At 54.3% G+C, this 15219-nt stretch carries 19 protein-coding genes and 3 pseudogenes; 11 read left to right on the top strand and 11 right to left on the bottom strand.

The window, feature by feature from the left end; translation table 11 throughout:
• A complete protein-coding gene (locus W02_RS19960; protein ID WP_173050939.1) occupies positions 1 to 402 on the bottom strand; it encodes a hypothetical protein in 402 nt (133 codons plus the stop codon).
• A gap of 226 nt (positions 403 to 628) precedes the next feature.
• Between W02_RS19960 and W02_RS19965 the strand changes: the two genes are divergently transcribed.
• Entirely contained in the window at positions 629 to 1414 is a 786-nt protein-coding gene (locus W02_RS19965) for an Fpg/Nei family DNA glycosylase (RefSeq protein ID WP_173050940.1), read from the top strand.
• A gap of 503 nt (positions 1415 to 1917) precedes the next feature.
• On the opposite strand, the gene W02_RS19970 is transcribed toward W02_RS19965, so the two are convergent.
• The gene (locus tag W02_RS19970; protein ID WP_173050941.1) at positions 1918 to 2553 is read right to left on the bottom strand and encodes a hypothetical protein; all 636 of its coding nucleotides are present in this window, start codon (positions 2551 to 2553) and stop codon (positions 1918 to 1920) included.
• 142 nt (positions 2554 to 2695) lie between these two features.
• Here W02_RS19970 and W02_RS19975 point away from each other — a divergent pair, with 142 nt between their 5' ends.
• The 3 genes and pseudogenes from W02_RS19975 to W02_RS22305 form a co-directional block, all read left to right on the top strand.
• The gene (locus W02_RS19975; RefSeq protein WP_173050942.1) at positions 2696 to 3163 is read left to right on the top strand and encodes a hypothetical protein; all 468 of its coding nucleotides are present in this window, start codon (positions 2696 to 2698) and stop codon (positions 3161 to 3163) included.
• Positions 3163 to 3432, top strand: a pseudogene (gene mazF, locus W02_RS22300) (endoribonuclease MazF). The gene W02_RS19975 and the pseudogene mazF overlap by 1 nt, the downstream one beginning before the upstream one ends.
• A gap of 258 nt (positions 3433 to 3690) precedes the next feature.
• Positions 3691 to 3837: pseudogene (locus W02_RS22305) on the top strand (FABP family protein); the annotation flags it as partial.
• Between the two features lie 34 nt (positions 3838 to 3871).
• On the opposite strand, the gene W02_RS19985 reads toward W02_RS22305, so the two are convergent.
• The gene (locus tag W02_RS19985) at positions 3872 to 4420 is read right to left on the bottom strand and encodes a nuclear transport factor 2 family protein (RefSeq protein ID WP_173050943.1); all 549 of its coding nucleotides are present in this window, start codon (positions 4418 to 4420) and stop codon (positions 3872 to 3874) included.
• Between the two features lie 221 nt (positions 4421 to 4641).
• Here W02_RS19985 and W02_RS19990 point away from each other — a divergent pair, with 221 nt between their 5' ends.
• Complete coding sequence (locus W02_RS19990) at positions 4642 to 5256, top strand: RNA methyltransferase (protein WP_173050944.1); 615 nt, start codon at positions 4642 to 4644, stop codon at positions 5254 to 5256.
• 40 nt (positions 5257 to 5296) lie between these two features.
• Here W02_RS19990 and W02_RS19995 read toward each other — a convergent pair whose 3' ends face one another.
• Entirely contained in the window at positions 5297 to 5446 is a 150-nt protein-coding gene (locus tag W02_RS19995) for a hypothetical protein (RefSeq protein WP_173050945.1), read from the bottom strand.
• A gap of 94 nt (positions 5447 to 5540) precedes the next feature.
• On the opposite strand from W02_RS19995, the gene W02_RS20000 reads away from it, so the two are divergent.
• From W02_RS20000 to W02_RS20010, 3 genes are all read left to right on the top strand, one after another.
• Positions 5541 to 5786, top strand: coding sequence for a ribbon-helix-helix protein, CopG family (locus tag W02_RS20000; RefSeq protein WP_173050946.1), 246 nt, complete (start codon positions 5541 to 5543; stop codon positions 5784 to 5786).
• Complete coding sequence (locus W02_RS20005; RefSeq protein ID WP_173050948.1) at positions 5786 to 6202, top strand: putative toxin-antitoxin system toxin component, PIN family; 417 nt, start codon at positions 5786 to 5788, stop codon at positions 6200 to 6202. Before W02_RS20000 ends, W02_RS20005 begins: the two co-directional genes overlap by 1 nt.
• A gap of 234 nt (positions 6203 to 6436) precedes the next feature.
• Positions 6437 to 6949: a nucleoside deaminase gene (locus W02_RS20010; RefSeq protein WP_173050950.1), complete on the top strand. Its 513-nt coding sequence runs from the start codon at positions 6437 to 6439 to the stop codon at positions 6947 to 6949.
• Positions 6950 to 7083: 134 nt separating this feature from the next.
• Here the strand turns inward: W02_RS20010 and W02_RS20015 are convergent, their stop codons facing one another.
• Complete coding sequence (locus W02_RS20015; protein WP_173050952.1) at positions 7084 to 7569, bottom strand: hypothetical protein; 486 nt, start codon at positions 7567 to 7569, stop codon at positions 7084 to 7086.
• Positions 7570 to 7870: 301 nt separating this feature from the next.
• Between W02_RS20015 and W02_RS20020 the strand changes: the two genes are divergently transcribed.
• Positions 7871 to 9139 (top strand): M23 family metallopeptidase, encoded by a 1269-nt coding sequence (locus W02_RS20020; protein ID WP_173050954.1) that lies wholly within the window; start codon positions 7871 to 7873, stop codon positions 9137 to 9139.
• A 386-nt stretch (positions 9140 to 9525) separates the two neighbouring features.
• Here W02_RS20020 and W02_RS20025 read toward each other — a convergent pair whose 3' ends face one another.
• Both W02_RS20025 and W02_RS22310 read right to left on the bottom strand, forming a co-directional pair.
• Positions 9526 to 9822, bottom strand: a complete 297-nt coding sequence (locus tag W02_RS20025) for a helix-turn-helix domain-containing protein (protein ID WP_173050956.1) — start codon at positions 9820 to 9822, stop codon at positions 9526 to 9528.
• A gap of 30 nt (positions 9823 to 9852) precedes the next feature.
• Positions 9853 to 10184 (bottom strand): annotated as a pseudogene (locus tag W02_RS22310) (type II toxin-antitoxin system RelE/ParE family toxin).
• Positions 10185 to 10670: 486 nt separating this feature from the next.
• On the opposite strand from W02_RS22310, the gene W02_RS20035 reads away from it, so the two are divergent.
• Together W02_RS20035 and W02_RS20040 are read left to right on the top strand one after the other, a co-directional pair.
• Positions 10671 to 11870, top strand: a complete 1200-nt coding sequence (locus W02_RS20035; protein WP_173050957.1) for a S9 family peptidase — start codon at positions 10671 to 10673, stop codon at positions 11868 to 11870.
• Between the two features lie 46 nt (positions 11871 to 11916).
• Complete coding sequence (locus W02_RS20040) at positions 11917 to 12351, top strand: VOC family protein (protein WP_173050959.1); 435 nt, start codon at positions 11917 to 11919, stop codon at positions 12349 to 12351.
• Positions 12352 to 12476: 125 nt separating this feature from the next.
• Here the strand turns inward: W02_RS20040 and W02_RS20045 are convergent, their stop codons facing one another.
• The 4 genes from W02_RS20045 to W02_RS20060 form a co-directional block, all read right to left on the bottom strand.
• Positions 12477 to 12878, bottom strand: coding sequence for a hypothetical protein (locus W02_RS20045; protein WP_173050961.1), 402 nt, complete (start codon positions 12876 to 12878; stop codon positions 12477 to 12479).
• 728 nt (positions 12879 to 13606) lie between these two features.
• Positions 13607 to 13942 (bottom strand): hypothetical protein, encoded by a 336-nt coding sequence (locus tag W02_RS20050; RefSeq protein ID WP_173050963.1) that lies wholly within the window; start codon positions 13940 to 13942, stop codon positions 13607 to 13609.
• A complete protein-coding gene (locus W02_RS20055) occupies positions 13920 to 14186 on the bottom strand; it encodes a hypothetical protein (RefSeq protein ID WP_173050965.1) in 267 nt (88 codons plus the stop codon). The genes W02_RS20050 and W02_RS20055 overlap by 23 nt, the downstream gene beginning before the upstream one ends.
• Positions 14187 to 15083: a YEATS-associated helix-containing protein gene (locus W02_RS20060; protein WP_173050968.1), complete on the bottom strand. Its 897-nt coding sequence runs from the start codon at positions 15081 to 15083 to the stop codon at positions 14187 to 14189.
• Between the last annotated feature and the right edge of the window lie 136 nt (positions 15084 to 15219).

Here is a 15219-nt window from a genome sequence, read left to right on the forward strand (position 1 = left end):
CTATTTCTTGAAGAGATCGTTCAAGGCACGACGCGCGTCGTCAGGACGTCCTGATCCCGACGACGTTTCTCGCTCCACCGTGGCGCGGAGAGAAAAGAATGTGCAGTCATTGCGAGCGCGCTTATCGGCAATGCGTTCCGGGACAGGCTGGGTGCACTCAAAGCGCTGGCTTGGGGCAAAGTGGGTGCACTGCTGGCACGCATGCAGTTCTGCTTGGCACTTGGGACACTGGCCAAGCCCATCGGTCAATAATGGGAGAAGTGTGCCGCAGTCGGCGCAGCGGAAGACCGTTCGACTTGGAAGCATTCCGGGCTGACGCGTTCCCGACGATCCCCCGAGCTTTCCTTCTGTCTCCTTTTCGGAATCGCGGTATCCGCGCTGGCCATATTTTCTGTCCGTCATGCCGGTTGCCCTCACGTCTGGTTTTAGTCTACTCCAAAGCGGCCATGTGTTTCACTTTGATCCGTGAAAAGGGAGAGGCTACTTTTTCACAAACCATCTGGTCCGGCGATCGATGGCTACTAAGACGCTGCTCCGCGATTTGCGAATCCGTTGAAACCCAGCCAGACTGTGATCCTTAATGCCCTGCAGCGATCGCCCATTCTCATGGCTGGACTAACGTCGAACCATGCCCGAGCTACCAGACGTTGAGATAGCGCGTCGGCATCTGCAACGCTGGCTCGTCGGCGCGAAAGTGAGTGCCGCTTACTGCTTGGATGTACGCCTGACTCGGCCGCAGCCATCGCGTGCCTTCGTGCGCACCCTCACCGGAAGAACCGTCAATGCCGTGGCTCGCAAGGGCAAATGGCTGCGTTTTATCCTAGACGACGAGAGCCGGGTGTTCTCGCACCTGGGGATGACCGGGGACTGGCTGCAAGTACCGATGAACGCACCTGCGCAGCGCTCGGAACGTGCCCGCATCGACGTCATCCAACGCGGCCGGGCAATCAGTGTGCGGTATGTGGATGCGCGGCGGTTCGGACGTCTCATCGTGGCGCGCGATGACATCGCCGACTGGACTACTCTCGGCCCCGATCCCCTGGTCAATGGCGTTGACATAGGCCGCCTCTCGGAGACCTTCGCGAAGAGCCAACGTGCTGTGAAGATCATCCTCATGGACCAGCGAGTGCTCGCAGGGATCGGGAACATTCTCGCCACTGATGCGCTGTGGATCGCGCGTCTCGATCCGCGCTCGCCGGGCATCGCACTCTTGCCTCGCGACGCACGCGAGATGGCGAGGGGCCTCCATCAGGCCATTGCTCGGGAACTCGCCGATCCTGGCGACTCTTTCTTCGTTTATGGCAGCGCTGGCAAGCCATGCCCCCGTTGCGGAAGGCGTCTGTCCAGCATCGTGCTTGGTGGCCGCACGAGTGTCTACTGTCCCGGCTGCCAGGTGCGTCGGAAGATGGAGTGAGAGGCCTAGGCCATGGCGCTAGCCACTAAGGCTGTCACGACACAATTCTAGAATCCGTCGAAGACCAGGCGGCGTGGAAGGGATAGCCAGCGCCTTCGATGTCGACGACCAGCGGTGCGTGATCAGAAGCTAAAAGCTTTTCCTTTCCGCACCTCGCGATCAATCTCGGACCATGCGCGATCAGAGGCAAGAAAAGGGGACAGGCTGAATAAAATGGAAGTAGACATTATTGCCAGGCCGTCTTCTGGTTTTCTGAAATAGATGGTGCAGGCTTATCGCTGCTTTTGCAGCCGGGACGCGATTCCCGATTCCGCCGAGATCCGTCCGGCATCAAAGGGATGACCTGGGTTGTCGAGGTCGATGACGCAGTAGGCGTGATCTGAAGTTATCAGTTTTTCCTTCCGCGCCATCTCTGCCCAGACAACGCAGATAAGATGGTGTCAGTAACCATTCCACTGTCGTGATGGAAGATGCAGGCAAGGAGAGCGTTCCGTGGCCAAACGCTAGTTGGAACTTGTTGCGGGGGAGCGAAAGAGCAAGCCGGTAGTCGAAATCCTGAGCTCGTACGTCGCCTGATCACGGGCGGGAATAAACGCTGCCGAACCGTACTCCGCGTCGACAAGGGGTGCGAGCCAGGTATAGCGGCGCCGCAAGGTGAACAGATCGATCGAGCGGTTGCTGGAGAGGGCATAGATGGTCCGCGGCTTCGCCCGCTCGTCGGCAATGTCGTGGTACCGTCCCGAGATCCGATCCAATTCGTACGCCGTATGCAGGCCGATGAGGTTCGCCCAGGACTTCCACTTCAAGATGTGCGCATCGACATATATTTCATTGCCGCCCAAGGCATAGGTTTTCGGGCGTCCGTCCGGAAATCGCATGGTCACGAGAAATTCTTCCGGACCAGTCGATTCAGCGCGAACCGTTGCGACGAGATCTTCTCGCGTCAACGCCTGATAGCCCTGCAGCGAGAGATGGATTGTGAGAAAGAGCAGCCCGGTGGCAAGGCAGGCTAAGGCCAGCGCGCTGTGCAGGGAAAAGCGGAGAAACCGCTGCCGGCGAACCGCACCTACAGCAGCCCAGAGAAATGTCAAGCCCAGCACACTGAAACCGATCGCGACGATGGTCAGCGTAGAATCCATCTTGTGCTCTCTCAGTGCGATTGTTGCTCAGACGTTGACGACTGTCACGTGAAAAGCTGCTAGTTTGTTGATAGGGGCTCTCGGTATGGCGTATCGTTCACAATCATGGTGGAGTGTATAGAACCTTTGTGGAGGAACTCTCATGGTCATCTGGAAACTTCGACGATGGGCTTCTACGCTTGTATACAGTGTCGCCCTAGCAGCGATAGATTCAACTATTCACGCCGCACCGCCCACCGTCGATCCCTGCACGCTCGTCACACCAGCGGAAGTTGAACAGGTGATCGGCAAGCTCAAGGGCGCGCCGACCAGCGAAACGCTGGGTGACGGTGTGAGATGCGGGTACAACTTTGTTGACGAGAACAACGAGCTCGAAATCTGGGCCTCAGGGGGGGCCTGGTCGAAGCTGTTGCACAAAGATGCGAAACAGCCGGTCATGGTCAGAGGGCTTGGCGACGAGGCTTTCATGGATCGGGGCAAGAGCGATCCTGAAGCGGTGGATCTCTACATCAGGAAAGGAGTCACCTTGATCGTACTCATGACGAGAAAAGCTCTCGGCGATGAAGAGAAACTGAAGACCCTGGGCAAGAAAGCTGTAGGCCGGTTGTAATTCGTGATATCGTTTGGTCGAGTTCAACCCACAAGTCGGCCATGAGCAGGCGGACATCGTCCGGCACTTGTCTTGTCTCCGGCTAACTACAACCGGCTCAGTGGCTGATGCTTTGCTGCCCCATGACCAGTCAGAAGAAGGGCTATCCATTTGAGGTCATAGTAGATGAGGCGCCGGACCGCACGAGCGTTGTCCTTGCCGATCAGGTGAAGAGTCTGGATTGGAAGGTTCGAAAGGCAGTCAAGAAGGTTTCGTGTCAAGTGACGTGATCACGGAAACCCATCAGTAAGCTTCAGGCGCTCCTTTAACCTATGCGTTCAACAGGGAGAATTCACCGGACAGGTAAAGAGCTTCGAGACTTTGTCGGATGATCACTCTATTTATGCTTTGCCATGTCTGGGCGTTTCCGACTACGGTCGCTGCGCTTGGACATTAGGGAACGAAAAAGTGTCAGGAATCATTACGGATCTTGGCTTGATATACGCTGACTCCAATGGGCACTAAATGGTTCCTGACACCATTGCCTTCTCGCCGGGATGGCAGGCATCTGGATCGGCACGCGCGGTCTCGACGTCGCCCCGAAGCCTGATGGCCCCGAAAGACAGGCTTTCATCGAGCATATGAAGCTGCAGCCGATCGATGCACAGACCAATGGGCCGCAACCGTATTACGGGTAACGGTTTTCCCTTCCGCGCCTTCCAGTCAATCTCATTCCAGACCACGCGGTGTTTTCGCAGCCTCTATCAGTCCATTCAATGGGAGGGATGGATCGAGAAGGGTTCGCGCCTGTTCGGCGCCGACAACGGGGAGAGTCTTGAAGTCCAAAAGCCCAATTTGCACGAGCAGCGAGGCCTGATCCCAGTAGATGTGTTCGTGCGCAATCTTTCCGTCCTTGAACTTCATCACGACAACCACGGGCAACTCGACCCGCTTGCCGGTTGGCCTAACGCTGGGCAGCATAAAGGCTAGAGGCGTGTCGTGAGTGAAGCGAAGGAGGAGTTCATCGACGACCTGATCGGTGCCCACCGTACGGGATATTTGAGAGACCCGCGTATCCGCGGGCCATTTGCCGACAAAGTGCCGTTCGTAGAAGTTTCGAACCTCCGCGGCTCCATTTCCTCCCGTGAGGGTCGGTACATGGAGAAGGTATGGCTCCGTGACCATTGTGCGCATTGTCGCGTTCACATCATGATCGACGAATTCATGTTTCACATGGGCGTCAAAGACCGATCCAAGATCGGCGCTGTGTTCTCGCATGGCGGCTTCCTCCTCCGGGCGGATTGAAACTGCTGCGATGAATGGCAGGTGTTAGGCCATTCTGAGCGGTACGCCTTGCCCTTTCAAGAGGCCGGAAAAGGGGACAGGCTGAAAAAAAGCAGTACCTAAGCAGGGTTGCATCCAACGATGACTGGAGTGATCATGCGCCAGGATGAATGAACACTGGCATTAGGCAGCAAGACTGGACAGGGGAAAAGTGAGTGGATAAAGCTGAACAAAAAAGCAGCCTGAGACAGCGCATCGATCAAATAAAGGATTACAGATGCAAAAACATAATTGCGGTTATTGAGGATCCACGTGATGTGAAAAATATTGGGACTATCATCAGAAATGTGAATGCCTTGGGAGTGGAGAAGGTCTATATAGTGGATCCGAGACGAGCGTTGCCAGAATCCTGGCAAGACATGAGAGAAAAGAAATCGTTGTCTAGTACATCGGTTTCCGCAATCAAATGGAGTTTCGTGAAGAGGTTTGATAGCACGGAAGCATGCCTCCAGCACTTAAAGAATAATCGGTTCGTGTCTATTGTGACGTCGCCACATTTAAAGGGACGGAAGAACGTCGTTTTACATGAAGGCGACTATACTGCCCATGCCAAGCTAGCTGTATGGTTTGGGAATGAGGCGAGGGGAATCAGTGATCTAGCCGTAAAGCATAGTGAAATGTGTGTATGTATCCCGATGTTTGGGATTATTGAAAGTCTTAATTTGGGCACGACTTCGGGCATCGTTTTGTACGAGATTACTAAGCAACGTCGCGACTATCAGAGAAAATACAAGTTCCGCAACAGGCGTGGTAGGCGTTATATCGCCTAGCGTCAAGCAAGGACATTCTTCATTCTGACTGTCTTAAAAATCAAACATGGGCGACCCGCGCCGGATTCCAGGGTGTCAGATGTTTGAGCATCGCATTGACGATCGTCAGGAGCTTGCGCATCCAGGCCACGCGAACGACCTTCTGAGCCTTGCCCGCCACATACAAGCGGCAATAGAACACATGAATCACGGCCTCCAGAGCCCAACAGGAAGCGGCTGGGATTGCAGTTCTCGCAGGGCAGTGCTAGAGTTTAACTCAGTTAAACTCTAGCATTGGAGCCATCATGCCTCGTAAGACAACAGTGCTCGGATTTTCAGTCAGTCCAGCGCTTGCCAAAGAGTACGAACGTCTTGCCGAACGTGAGGGGGCGACAAAGAGCGACTTGTTCCGTCGCATGGTGGAAACATATAAGGCGGAACGAGCGGAACAAGAATTTTTCGCGCTTCAGCGGAAAATGGCCCGTCGAGCTCGCAAGGCTGGCGTGCTCACCGAAGAGGAGGTCGAACGGATCGTGTTTGAGGACCGCTGATGAAGGTCGTCTTCGACACGAATGTATTCGTGTCTGCGTTTCTCTTTCCGGGAAGTCAGGGCGAACAAGCGCTTTTGTTTGCGCAGCGACGGAAGGTTGATCTCTCTACTTCTGTTCCAATTCTCACCGAGACCGCTCGGGTTCTTCGGGAGAAGTTCGACCAATCAGAAAAAGATATTACTGCCGCGTTGAAGATCATCGGCCGGTCAGCAACGATTGTCAGACCGGCGCGCAAGATCACGGTGCTCGAAGATAAGCCTGACAATCGCATACTTGAATGTGCGGTGACTGTTGAAGCCGATCTCCTCGTAACGGGAGACCACCATCTCTTGAAGCTGAAGGAATTTGAGGGAATACCCCTTGTACGTCTTGCCGATTTTCTTCGATCGATCCCATCCGATGAAGGTGCAGAATAACTCGGATTAAAGGTCAGACTGAGGGCGGTTTCCTCTGGCGCGATGTAATTCGCGGCTCCGTCGAAGTTCAGCCGGCGTCGAACGGAGTGCCGGGTCTGTTGATGTTGCCGATCCGCGGTGTATGAACCCCGGTATAAAGGCTTTCCTTTCCGCGCATCGAGATTGATGCCGGCGTATACTCAACAGTGTCCGTCATCTCTTTGACAAATGCCGTATGAGAATGAGGAACCAATCATGGTGAAGAATTGGGAAAGGCAGTACCTGCGCCGCTGTGTCGAGCTTGCAGCAGAGGCCCTCGATGCAGGCGACGAGCCGTTTGGCTCTGTGCTCGTCGCAGTGGACGGGAAAATCCTTTTTGAGGATCGCAACCGCGTGGGCTCTGGAGATCGAACCCGGCATCCCGAGTTCGAGATTGCGCGGTGGGCGGTTGCCAACATGACTCTGGAGGCAAGAGCTGCGGCAAGCGTCTATACCTCGACTGAGCATTGCCCGATGTGTGCCGCAGCGCACGGATGGGTCGGGCTAGGTCGTATCGTGTATGTGAGCTCCGCCGAGCAATTGGCAACATGGCTTACCGAACTCGGAGTTCCAGCCGCTCCCGTCCGACCGCTGTCAATTCGTGAAATAGTCCCTCATCTGATGGTAGACGGCCCAGTTCCTGATCTTGCTGAACAGGTGCATGACTTACATCGTCGGTCCACAATTCGACATTGCATCCCAGAAGCTCGGCCCGCACCGAACCGGTAGCCGAGGCGGTCGATGACCAGCGGTGCATACTTCGAGCGTAACGGTTTTCCCTTCCACATCTCGCGATCGATCTCGGCTCAGACAATGTTGGAGAGGAGTTTGAACTCAGAGAAAATCTACGGTTCTAGAGGCTTTTAGCGAAGTCGGCTCACTGCCGCTTTAGCGACGGAGAGGACCGTTTGGCGCTGTTTCTGACTGACGCCGTCTACGGGCACGCCAAGCCATACTGTCACGCCGTTGTTGCCGGTCCGAACATAGATCCGGTTGTCCCAGTAATAGGCTGCATCGCCGACTCCAGACGCGTTCTCAAGAATTGCCCCGCCATCGGCAAGCGTCTTCTTGAACTCGTCGAAATCTTTCGGTGTGGTGGGCCAGAGCGAAAGATTCAGGGTGTCGGTGCCTCCTACCGAAAATCTACAGTTCGTTCCCTTTTCAGCGGTTCCTGGACGCGGCCGCCTGATGGGATTGTTGAGCAGCCGTCCGAGTTCTTCAGTGCTCAGCAACGTACAAGCGTTTGGTGCAGACGCCTTATCGGCAGCTGCGGCATAAGAGGGTTCACTCGTAATTGCGATTAAAACTGCAGTCAGGACGGCCAAGGAAATAAGGGGCGATGGCTTCATAACACGATGAACGTGTATATCCGCAGTGAGTTGCGCATTCGCCTGGGACACGAACTTACCCCCGAGACTGGGCAGCCCACGTCGATCACGCGGCGCAACTTACCCTAATCTGAGCTCGATCACAAGACCATGCCGTAAGTAAAAACAAATGCCTTAATTATGGTAGAAGCGCCTTGGATTTATGACTGTCTTCCAAAGATGATGGCCGAAAACCCATGCCTGGCAAGGGCTAAACAGACATGGCAGTTGCGATTCGGTCGAAAGCTCATGTATCCTCGCCACGCTTTAGGATAAAACCGCAATGAAGATCTCCCGCCTCTGTGTAGCCGGACTAATTGGTCTCTTCATGGCGCCCTCCGTGGTCCGCGCGGTCGATCTAGACCCCAATCCTCTCGTATTATCCCCAATCGAGGCTCGCGTCCTCAGGGCTCCCCATCCCGTGCTTGGTGCGGATGATCGCATCCATCTTGCCTATGAGATCGCATTGGTCAATTCGAGTGCCTTATTGGTGACCGTCGAGAAGATCAGCGTATTGTCACCGGACCATAACCGGGCGGTAATTCAAGTCCTGCAAGGCGACACACTGGCGGCGGTGATGTTTCGTCGCGGCGGCGAGGCGTTTGGTCGGCTCCTTCGTCCTTCTCATTCCGCTTTTGTATTCGTGGATGTGTCGTTTCCCAGGGGAACCCATCTTCCGCGCAGGCTCAATCATGAATTTACCCTGTCGTTGCAATCACGTGATCATGATCCCTCTGACCACAAAGATCTGCCCCCGCGTGACCCCAATGCTCCGCCGGAGGTCCCCCCTCCGCCGACCATGACGTTCATCGGTGACCCCACACGCGTAGAACACGACAGGCCGGTCATTGTATCGCCGCCTTTGCGCGGGCCACGATGGTATGTTGGTAATGGTTGCTGTGCGGAGGTGAATGCGCATCGAGGCGCCGTCCTTCCGATCAACGGGACTCTTGATGTGCCGGAACGATTTGCCATCGATTTCGTGCAATTGACATCGGACCTCCGTCTCTTCACCGGTGGCGGAAAGCGGTTGACCGACTATGCCTACTTTGGCAAGAAGGTCTATGCAGCCGCCGACGGTGTGATCGTCGGTCTATTAGACGGCCTACCGGACAACCTCCCCGGCACTTTTCCGTCGGACCCGACGCTTCAGACCGCAGGAGGCAATCATGTCGTAGTGAACATCGGCGACGACAAGTTTGCATTCTACGCTCACATGCAACGCGGGAGCATTACTCGGCTGGGGCTGAGGATCGGTCAACGCGTCCGCACGGGGCAGGAGTTGGGACTGCTCGGGAATTCCGGCAACAGCGATGCGCCACATCTCCATTTTCACGTGATGGACGGGCCCGATCCCATCGATTCGAATGGGCTGCCGTTTCAATTCACGAATTTCGAGGGCCAAGGGCGAGGCACGGCTGAAGGAGAAGGTCTGTTGTTTATCGGGCAGCCGGTACCGATCGATCCAACCAGTCTCGCCGGTCCCCATAGCGAAGAGCTACCGTTGAATTTCCAAGTAGTGCACTTCCCACACGGCAGGCGAGATCAGTAAGCAGTGGACAAAAACAGGATATCGACTTTTTCAGACCAAGATTATAGAAAACTATTGTTTGACGTCGAACGATCCTCGCATCTGAGCTCTTCGCTCATTACTCTTCCATAGGCGCTCGGCAATGCATGATTTCTCAGGAGGATCAGCCGTCGTTGAACGGATGGTCCGTGCGTGTCGATGTCAATGAATGGCTCCGCAGAACAATTGGCAACATGGCACACCGAACTCGGAGCTCCAGCTGTTCCCGTCCGACCGTGCCAATCCGTGAAATAGTCCCTCATCTGATGGTAGATGCTGCTTGCCTCGCGATCGATTTCAGCCCAGGACCGAACCAAAGTGGCTGTGATCTTATTTGGAAGCTCCGCTGCGCGACGCGTGGCGGCGCTTCACGCTGCAGGTCGAACTTTTACTTTGAGACGTACTTCCGCTCCCAAGCGTGCGAGGAGATCGATCAGTGCGTCCGTGCTAAACAGGTCGATCCGTCCACGAAGTAGATCGCTCACACGGGGCTGCGTAACGCCAAGAATCTTGGCTGCGGCCTTCTGCTTGAGACGGCGGGATGTGATAAGTTTCTGCACCTGAATCATGAGGTCCGCACGGACCAATAAATGTTCGGCTTCCTCGCGGGGAAAGCCAATGTCTCGGAAGACATTGCCGCTGGATTTTGTCATCTTGAGCTTCATGTCACTTCTCCCCATATGCTGATCTCCCGCTCAACAGTGAGCCAGGAGGGCTTGATAGCGTTGCCTTGCGAGATTGACATCATGCTGCGACGTTTTTCTGGTCCGTTTTGGGAACGCATGGAGCACATAGATGGCTTCTGCAAATTTCGCCACGTAACAGACACGGTGTTCCACGGCGGTATGCACTCTGATCTCATATACGCCCGAGCCAATCGACGGCATCGGCTTGAAGTCGGCCGGGTCCAGCCCCTGTTGTACCTGCCTGAGCTGAAACCGGCTAACCGCCTGGCATCCTGCGGAAACGCCTGAAGGTCACTGCGCGACGATCCAAGCCATACGATCGGTTTTGACTCACGACGCATAATATGCGAGTTTTAGTATATCCATGTCCATCGAGGGCCTAATAACAGGGACATTCTGTCGATGACCAGCGGTGCGTGATCTGATGGTAATGTTTTCCCTTCCGTGCTTCGCGATCGGCTGAGCGAAAGAGTTATCAAGCCGTCCGGTTTGGTCATGTCGGATTGCATCAGGCTTGACCCCATCACCAAGAAAGCTCTATAGGGATTGAGCGTCGAAATGTCGGCCCGAGCCGGAAGACGGATCTCGTGGAAAGAGGAAAGAACATCGACGAGAATAACCGTAATCAATCGCGTCGAGACTTTGTGGCCCACGGGACTAAGGCGGTGGCCAGCCTTGGTATAGGTGCACTTCTGGGCAACCTTGGCAATTGGGTGCTTTCATATGCTACCGACAAGGAGCCAATTAAGCATAACTTGGAAGAGTCCGTCGTGTCGCCTGTGGCCTCTGGCGAGCGCCGACGTGTTCCGATCGCAAAGGAGAAACTGATGCTCTCAACAGATGCGTTTTTCGAGGAGCAGGCGATGCGCACACTCGCCCATATTCAGTTCGGTGGGGCGGACTTGGGCGAATGCATCATGACGATGCAACGCGTGCCGCCCGGGGACATGGCGGCGTGGCATCGCGAATGGACTGCCACAGCGGATCGGGTCGCCGCCATCGGCGACACCTGCGCCGCCGCCGGGCACTCCATTAGCGCGCGGGAAGCGTACTTGCGCGCCTCCAACTACTACCGCACCTCCTATCTGATGCTGTTCGGCACCCCCGTATCTCCCGATTTGGTGCGCGCGTTCGAACGCGAATCTTCGACCTTCCGTGAGTTTGCTTCTCGTGCGGACCCTCCGCTTGAGCCGGTGGAGATCCCCTACGAGGGTACCACGCTGCCCGGTTACTTCTGCCCATCCGCACGGGCCAAGGGCCCCGGCCGGACGCTGATCGCCACCAATGGCTACGACTCGACCGTCCACGAGATGTATTTCGCGTTCGCGGTCGCCGCAAACCGGCGCGGTTATCACTGTCTTCTGTTCGACGGTCCGGGACAGGGCCGTGCTCTCATCAAGCAGCGTCTGCCAATCCGGCCGGACTGGGAAAACGTCATTCGCCCAGTCGTCGACTATGCGCTGACACGCCCGGAAGTCGATCCCGCACGGCTTGCGCTCGCGGGTTGGAGCTTTGGCGGCTACCTCTCATTGCGCGGCGCCAGCGGAGAGCCCCGGCTTGGCGCTTGTATCGCGGATCCCGCCTTGATCGGACTCTGGGGACCGATGAAAAAAATGTTTGCGGATTTGCCGCCCGATGCGCTGGCCAATCCGCGCGCAGCCGATCCTGCGCTGTTTGCACCCTACAGGGAGCGTATCGAATCCTCGCCGGTCATGCGCTGGAAAGTCGTGCAGCGGGCGTTCTGGGTGCACGGCATCGAGTCGCTCGCCGACTATCTCGCAATCGCCCGCGAGTTCGACAACCAACAAGCCGCTCGATCGATCCGGTGCCCGGTGTTTCTCGCGTATGAGGAGAATGACGATCTGGCAGCAACCGCTCCACAAGTTTTCGACGCGATGACCGGTCAGAAGACACTTGTCCGCTTTCTCGCAAACGAGGGCGCCGACGGTCATTGTGCCATGAAGGCGCGTTCGCTCTTCCATCAACGAATGTTCGATTGGCTCGACGGCGTGCTCGGCGGGAAGTGATTGAAGCAGACACTCCGGTTACGTAGAGCCACCTCATACGTGAGGGATGAACTGGGGGAATTCTGGATTGTTTGATGATTCAACCGCGCTTGAAGGGAAATTATTCAGAATGAAAACGGTGTTTACTGCATGCACGCCAATTCTGACCGTGCGTGACATCACTAAAGCGAAGAGCTTCTTTGTCCACAATCTTGGCTTCACCCTGGACTTCGACTGGGGAGCGCCACCGACCTATGCCGGACTTCACCGGGACGCGGTATGCATTCACTTGATCCAGGAAGGAGCTTCGCGGCAAAAGGCCGGTACCGGAAATATTACGATTTTGTCGAACGAGGTCGACGAACTGTTTATCCAATGCCAACGCAATGGCGTTGACATCGTTGTTCCCCCAGAAGATCGTCCTTATGGCCTGCGCGACTTCGCCTTTCGAGACCCGGATGGGAATGTCATCAATGTGGGATGCGACGCGCTTGTAAAATGACAGACCGATTAAACAACCGACGGCACCCCTACGAGGCGTCTGGATTATGAATGACTTCTCGATTTACTTGACAGAAAGATCCTACACAACTGATTGAACTGCGAAAGGGTGACAAATTACAGAGACTACTCTGAGCCCTCTTTCTTCTCACGTTTCGGAAAAGGGAGTAGCTTCGTCCTATCGCGGATAACCGACACCTGGCTGCCATATATGTCCCGCAAGGCTTGCTCTATTTCAGGTTCTAATTGGTGGAATAGCTTGCCCCCAAGTCCAGCTGACCGGAATATCAGATCTACCACGATCATCTCTTCATAAAGTCGAGCGCCGAGATGGGTATAGGAGAGGTCGCCTTTGGCAATGGCATGAAGGGATGATATCAAATGGTCTTCATGGATATGGGGAACAACAAATTGTACGTGATCAAAGCTTTGGCAACCAGCGAACGCTGTGAATGCTAGAAAAAGCATCACTAAAGACCATCCAGCTTTTTCCCGCCATTTTGTCTGATTTCGATTCTGTTGGATCATGAATAGGTACATAGCGATCCAGAACGATTCTTTTTGACCACTGCGAGGGTACGTCAAAACCCGCAGGAAAATCGATCGAGACAAGCAGGTTCCACCGGAACACGGAATTACAGTCGAGAAAAGGGGACAGACTGAATACAATTACGCCCGAGCCTGTGCAACTCATCGCTGCTTCTCCAATCGCGACGCAATGCGCGAATCGACCGCTGCCCCAGCCGGTATCGAACGGTTGGTCAGGGCTATCAATATCGATGACCAGCGATGCGTGATCCGGGGTAAGGGATTTACTTACGCACCTCGCGCGATTGATTTCGATCCAGACAACGCGGGGTGCCTAATGTATTCAGGCGAGAAGGTGGGGACTAATCGTCTAAGCAAGTTCTCAACGCGTAACCAGATTCTGGTTCAAGCCTGGGAAGGCTACTTGCTTCATTTGGCCTCATGAGACCTATCAGTAGAAACTCGGCCTAGAATGTAGCCTGAAAGTCCTCCAAGCAGCGCAGCCAATTCTTTCCCTTCAAGAATTCCGGTGATGCCGAATAAGATAATCGCGATAACTAGAGAAAAAAGAGTGAGAAATTAAATGCCAGATTGACCAGAGAATATTGCTTGCCGCATCTTCTCGTCTCTGAATGCGAGAACAAAAAAGCCGAATATCAAGACTCCAACCAGAATGGCGAAGGTCAGGCTCATCTTTGACTTGAACTCCTGTCTCTTAAGTTCTCGATTCAGCAAATTATTAATGTTGTTTGGTCTCGCTTCTCCATCGCAATCGTTTCAAGAATTGACATGGAAAGCTTAGGTTGTTCGTTCAGTGCTTTGCAGGAAGGAGCTTCAACCACAAAAGTATCAAGGAAGGCATCTCGACGTTCTGCTACAAGGCGTTCCCTGGTTTCAGGTTCTCGGCCGAGCTCATCTACCTTTATCCAGTCAGTCGAACCGCCAATCTTCTTAATGCGATCTCCCATACGTTTAAGCCAAGTATCCTTAATGGGTTTATTTGTGAAAGCAACTTCTCGAATTTCTAAGTCTCTTATGTTCTCAAAGCGAAACTCTTGTGGCATCTATTTCAAGATCCAATACACCATCGAATCGTTTTTGAACGGCTGTCACGGTATCGACAAGCTTCACGTCTGATGCCGCTTTGGTGGCAGCTTGCCCTTGTTTGTCGCGTGACTGATTGTATAGATAGCAGCCGGAAAGCATGACCATCATTAGGCCTATGGAAAGATGTGACCAAGGAAGCCGATCCAGGACAATGTTCATAGTCCCTCCCTGAGAATGGCCTTCGTGGATATCTTCAAACATCTATCGGGACTTCCACGGCTCCCAGGCGTCCGGATGCTCTGACAAATCGAGTTCAAGTTTGGTTCCGTCATCGCATACCGCTCCCACCGTGAATGCACCCCAGGACGTCAAGTTGAGCAGCGCTTTCCCCTCAATAACAGGGACTAAAGGGTCGTATTTCCCAAATGACTGATGAATATAGAACTGAACTGTGCCGGTAAGAGGACGGAGGGGATCCATAGAAATCACTCGTAAAGATATGGACGCCGTGTCGCCTAAATCCGTTAAGCGGGTAACTTCCGCGTCTAGCCTACGGCCGTTTGCTTCGGCTTTCCCGTCAAACTTACCTTTCCATGGATCGTCAGTCTTAAACGCTGCATCGACTAGCGCTTTGTCGAGGTGCGGTACGGACGCTGGGACTGGTTTTCCCAGATCATCTTCTTTTATGCCGTATTGGATTGCGTCTTTTGTTGCCAGTACGACTTTTTTCGTCTGTTCTGCGGATGCTCGGGTTTCGAGAACGACCTGTTTGGTTTCCTCAACAGATTCCCTTGATTGCTCGGCTTCCGCTTTAGCTTCCTGGGCAGTAGTTCTTGCATCCTTCGCAATTTGAAGAACTTTTTCACTCAAGGTTGTAATGAGGCGCTGGGCTGAGATTGCCCCAAGCAAACAATACCCAGCAAAAACAAGGTATTTGTCGATTCTTGCTGCTGAGCCATCCGTAAGCGCCTGCAGGACATTGCTTGACACTGTAGTGAGAAGGACTGGGATTAGAAAGGAAGCAGATACACCGATGACACAATTCCATTTGAAGGCCTCCCAGCTCCGTTCATCTTTATTCAGCGCGGTGCTTGCAGCAGCACCAAGGAGTCCGGCGGTCACCATGATTGGCACGATTTGAAGAATTCCTTCAATCATGTATCTCCTATTCTATTCAGCCCCGTGAATCAAATTTTGGTCGCTCCGCCCATACAGCAAACATTGGGCCGCAGCGCATGACTTCTATTTGTCAGCAATCCGCGGGTTCTACTTACGTAGTGACTTGTGAGATGCG

This window comes from Nitrospira sp. KM1 (assembly GCF_011405515.1).
GTDB lineage: Bacteria > Nitrospirota > Nitrospiria > Nitrospirales > Nitrospiraceae > Nitrospira_C.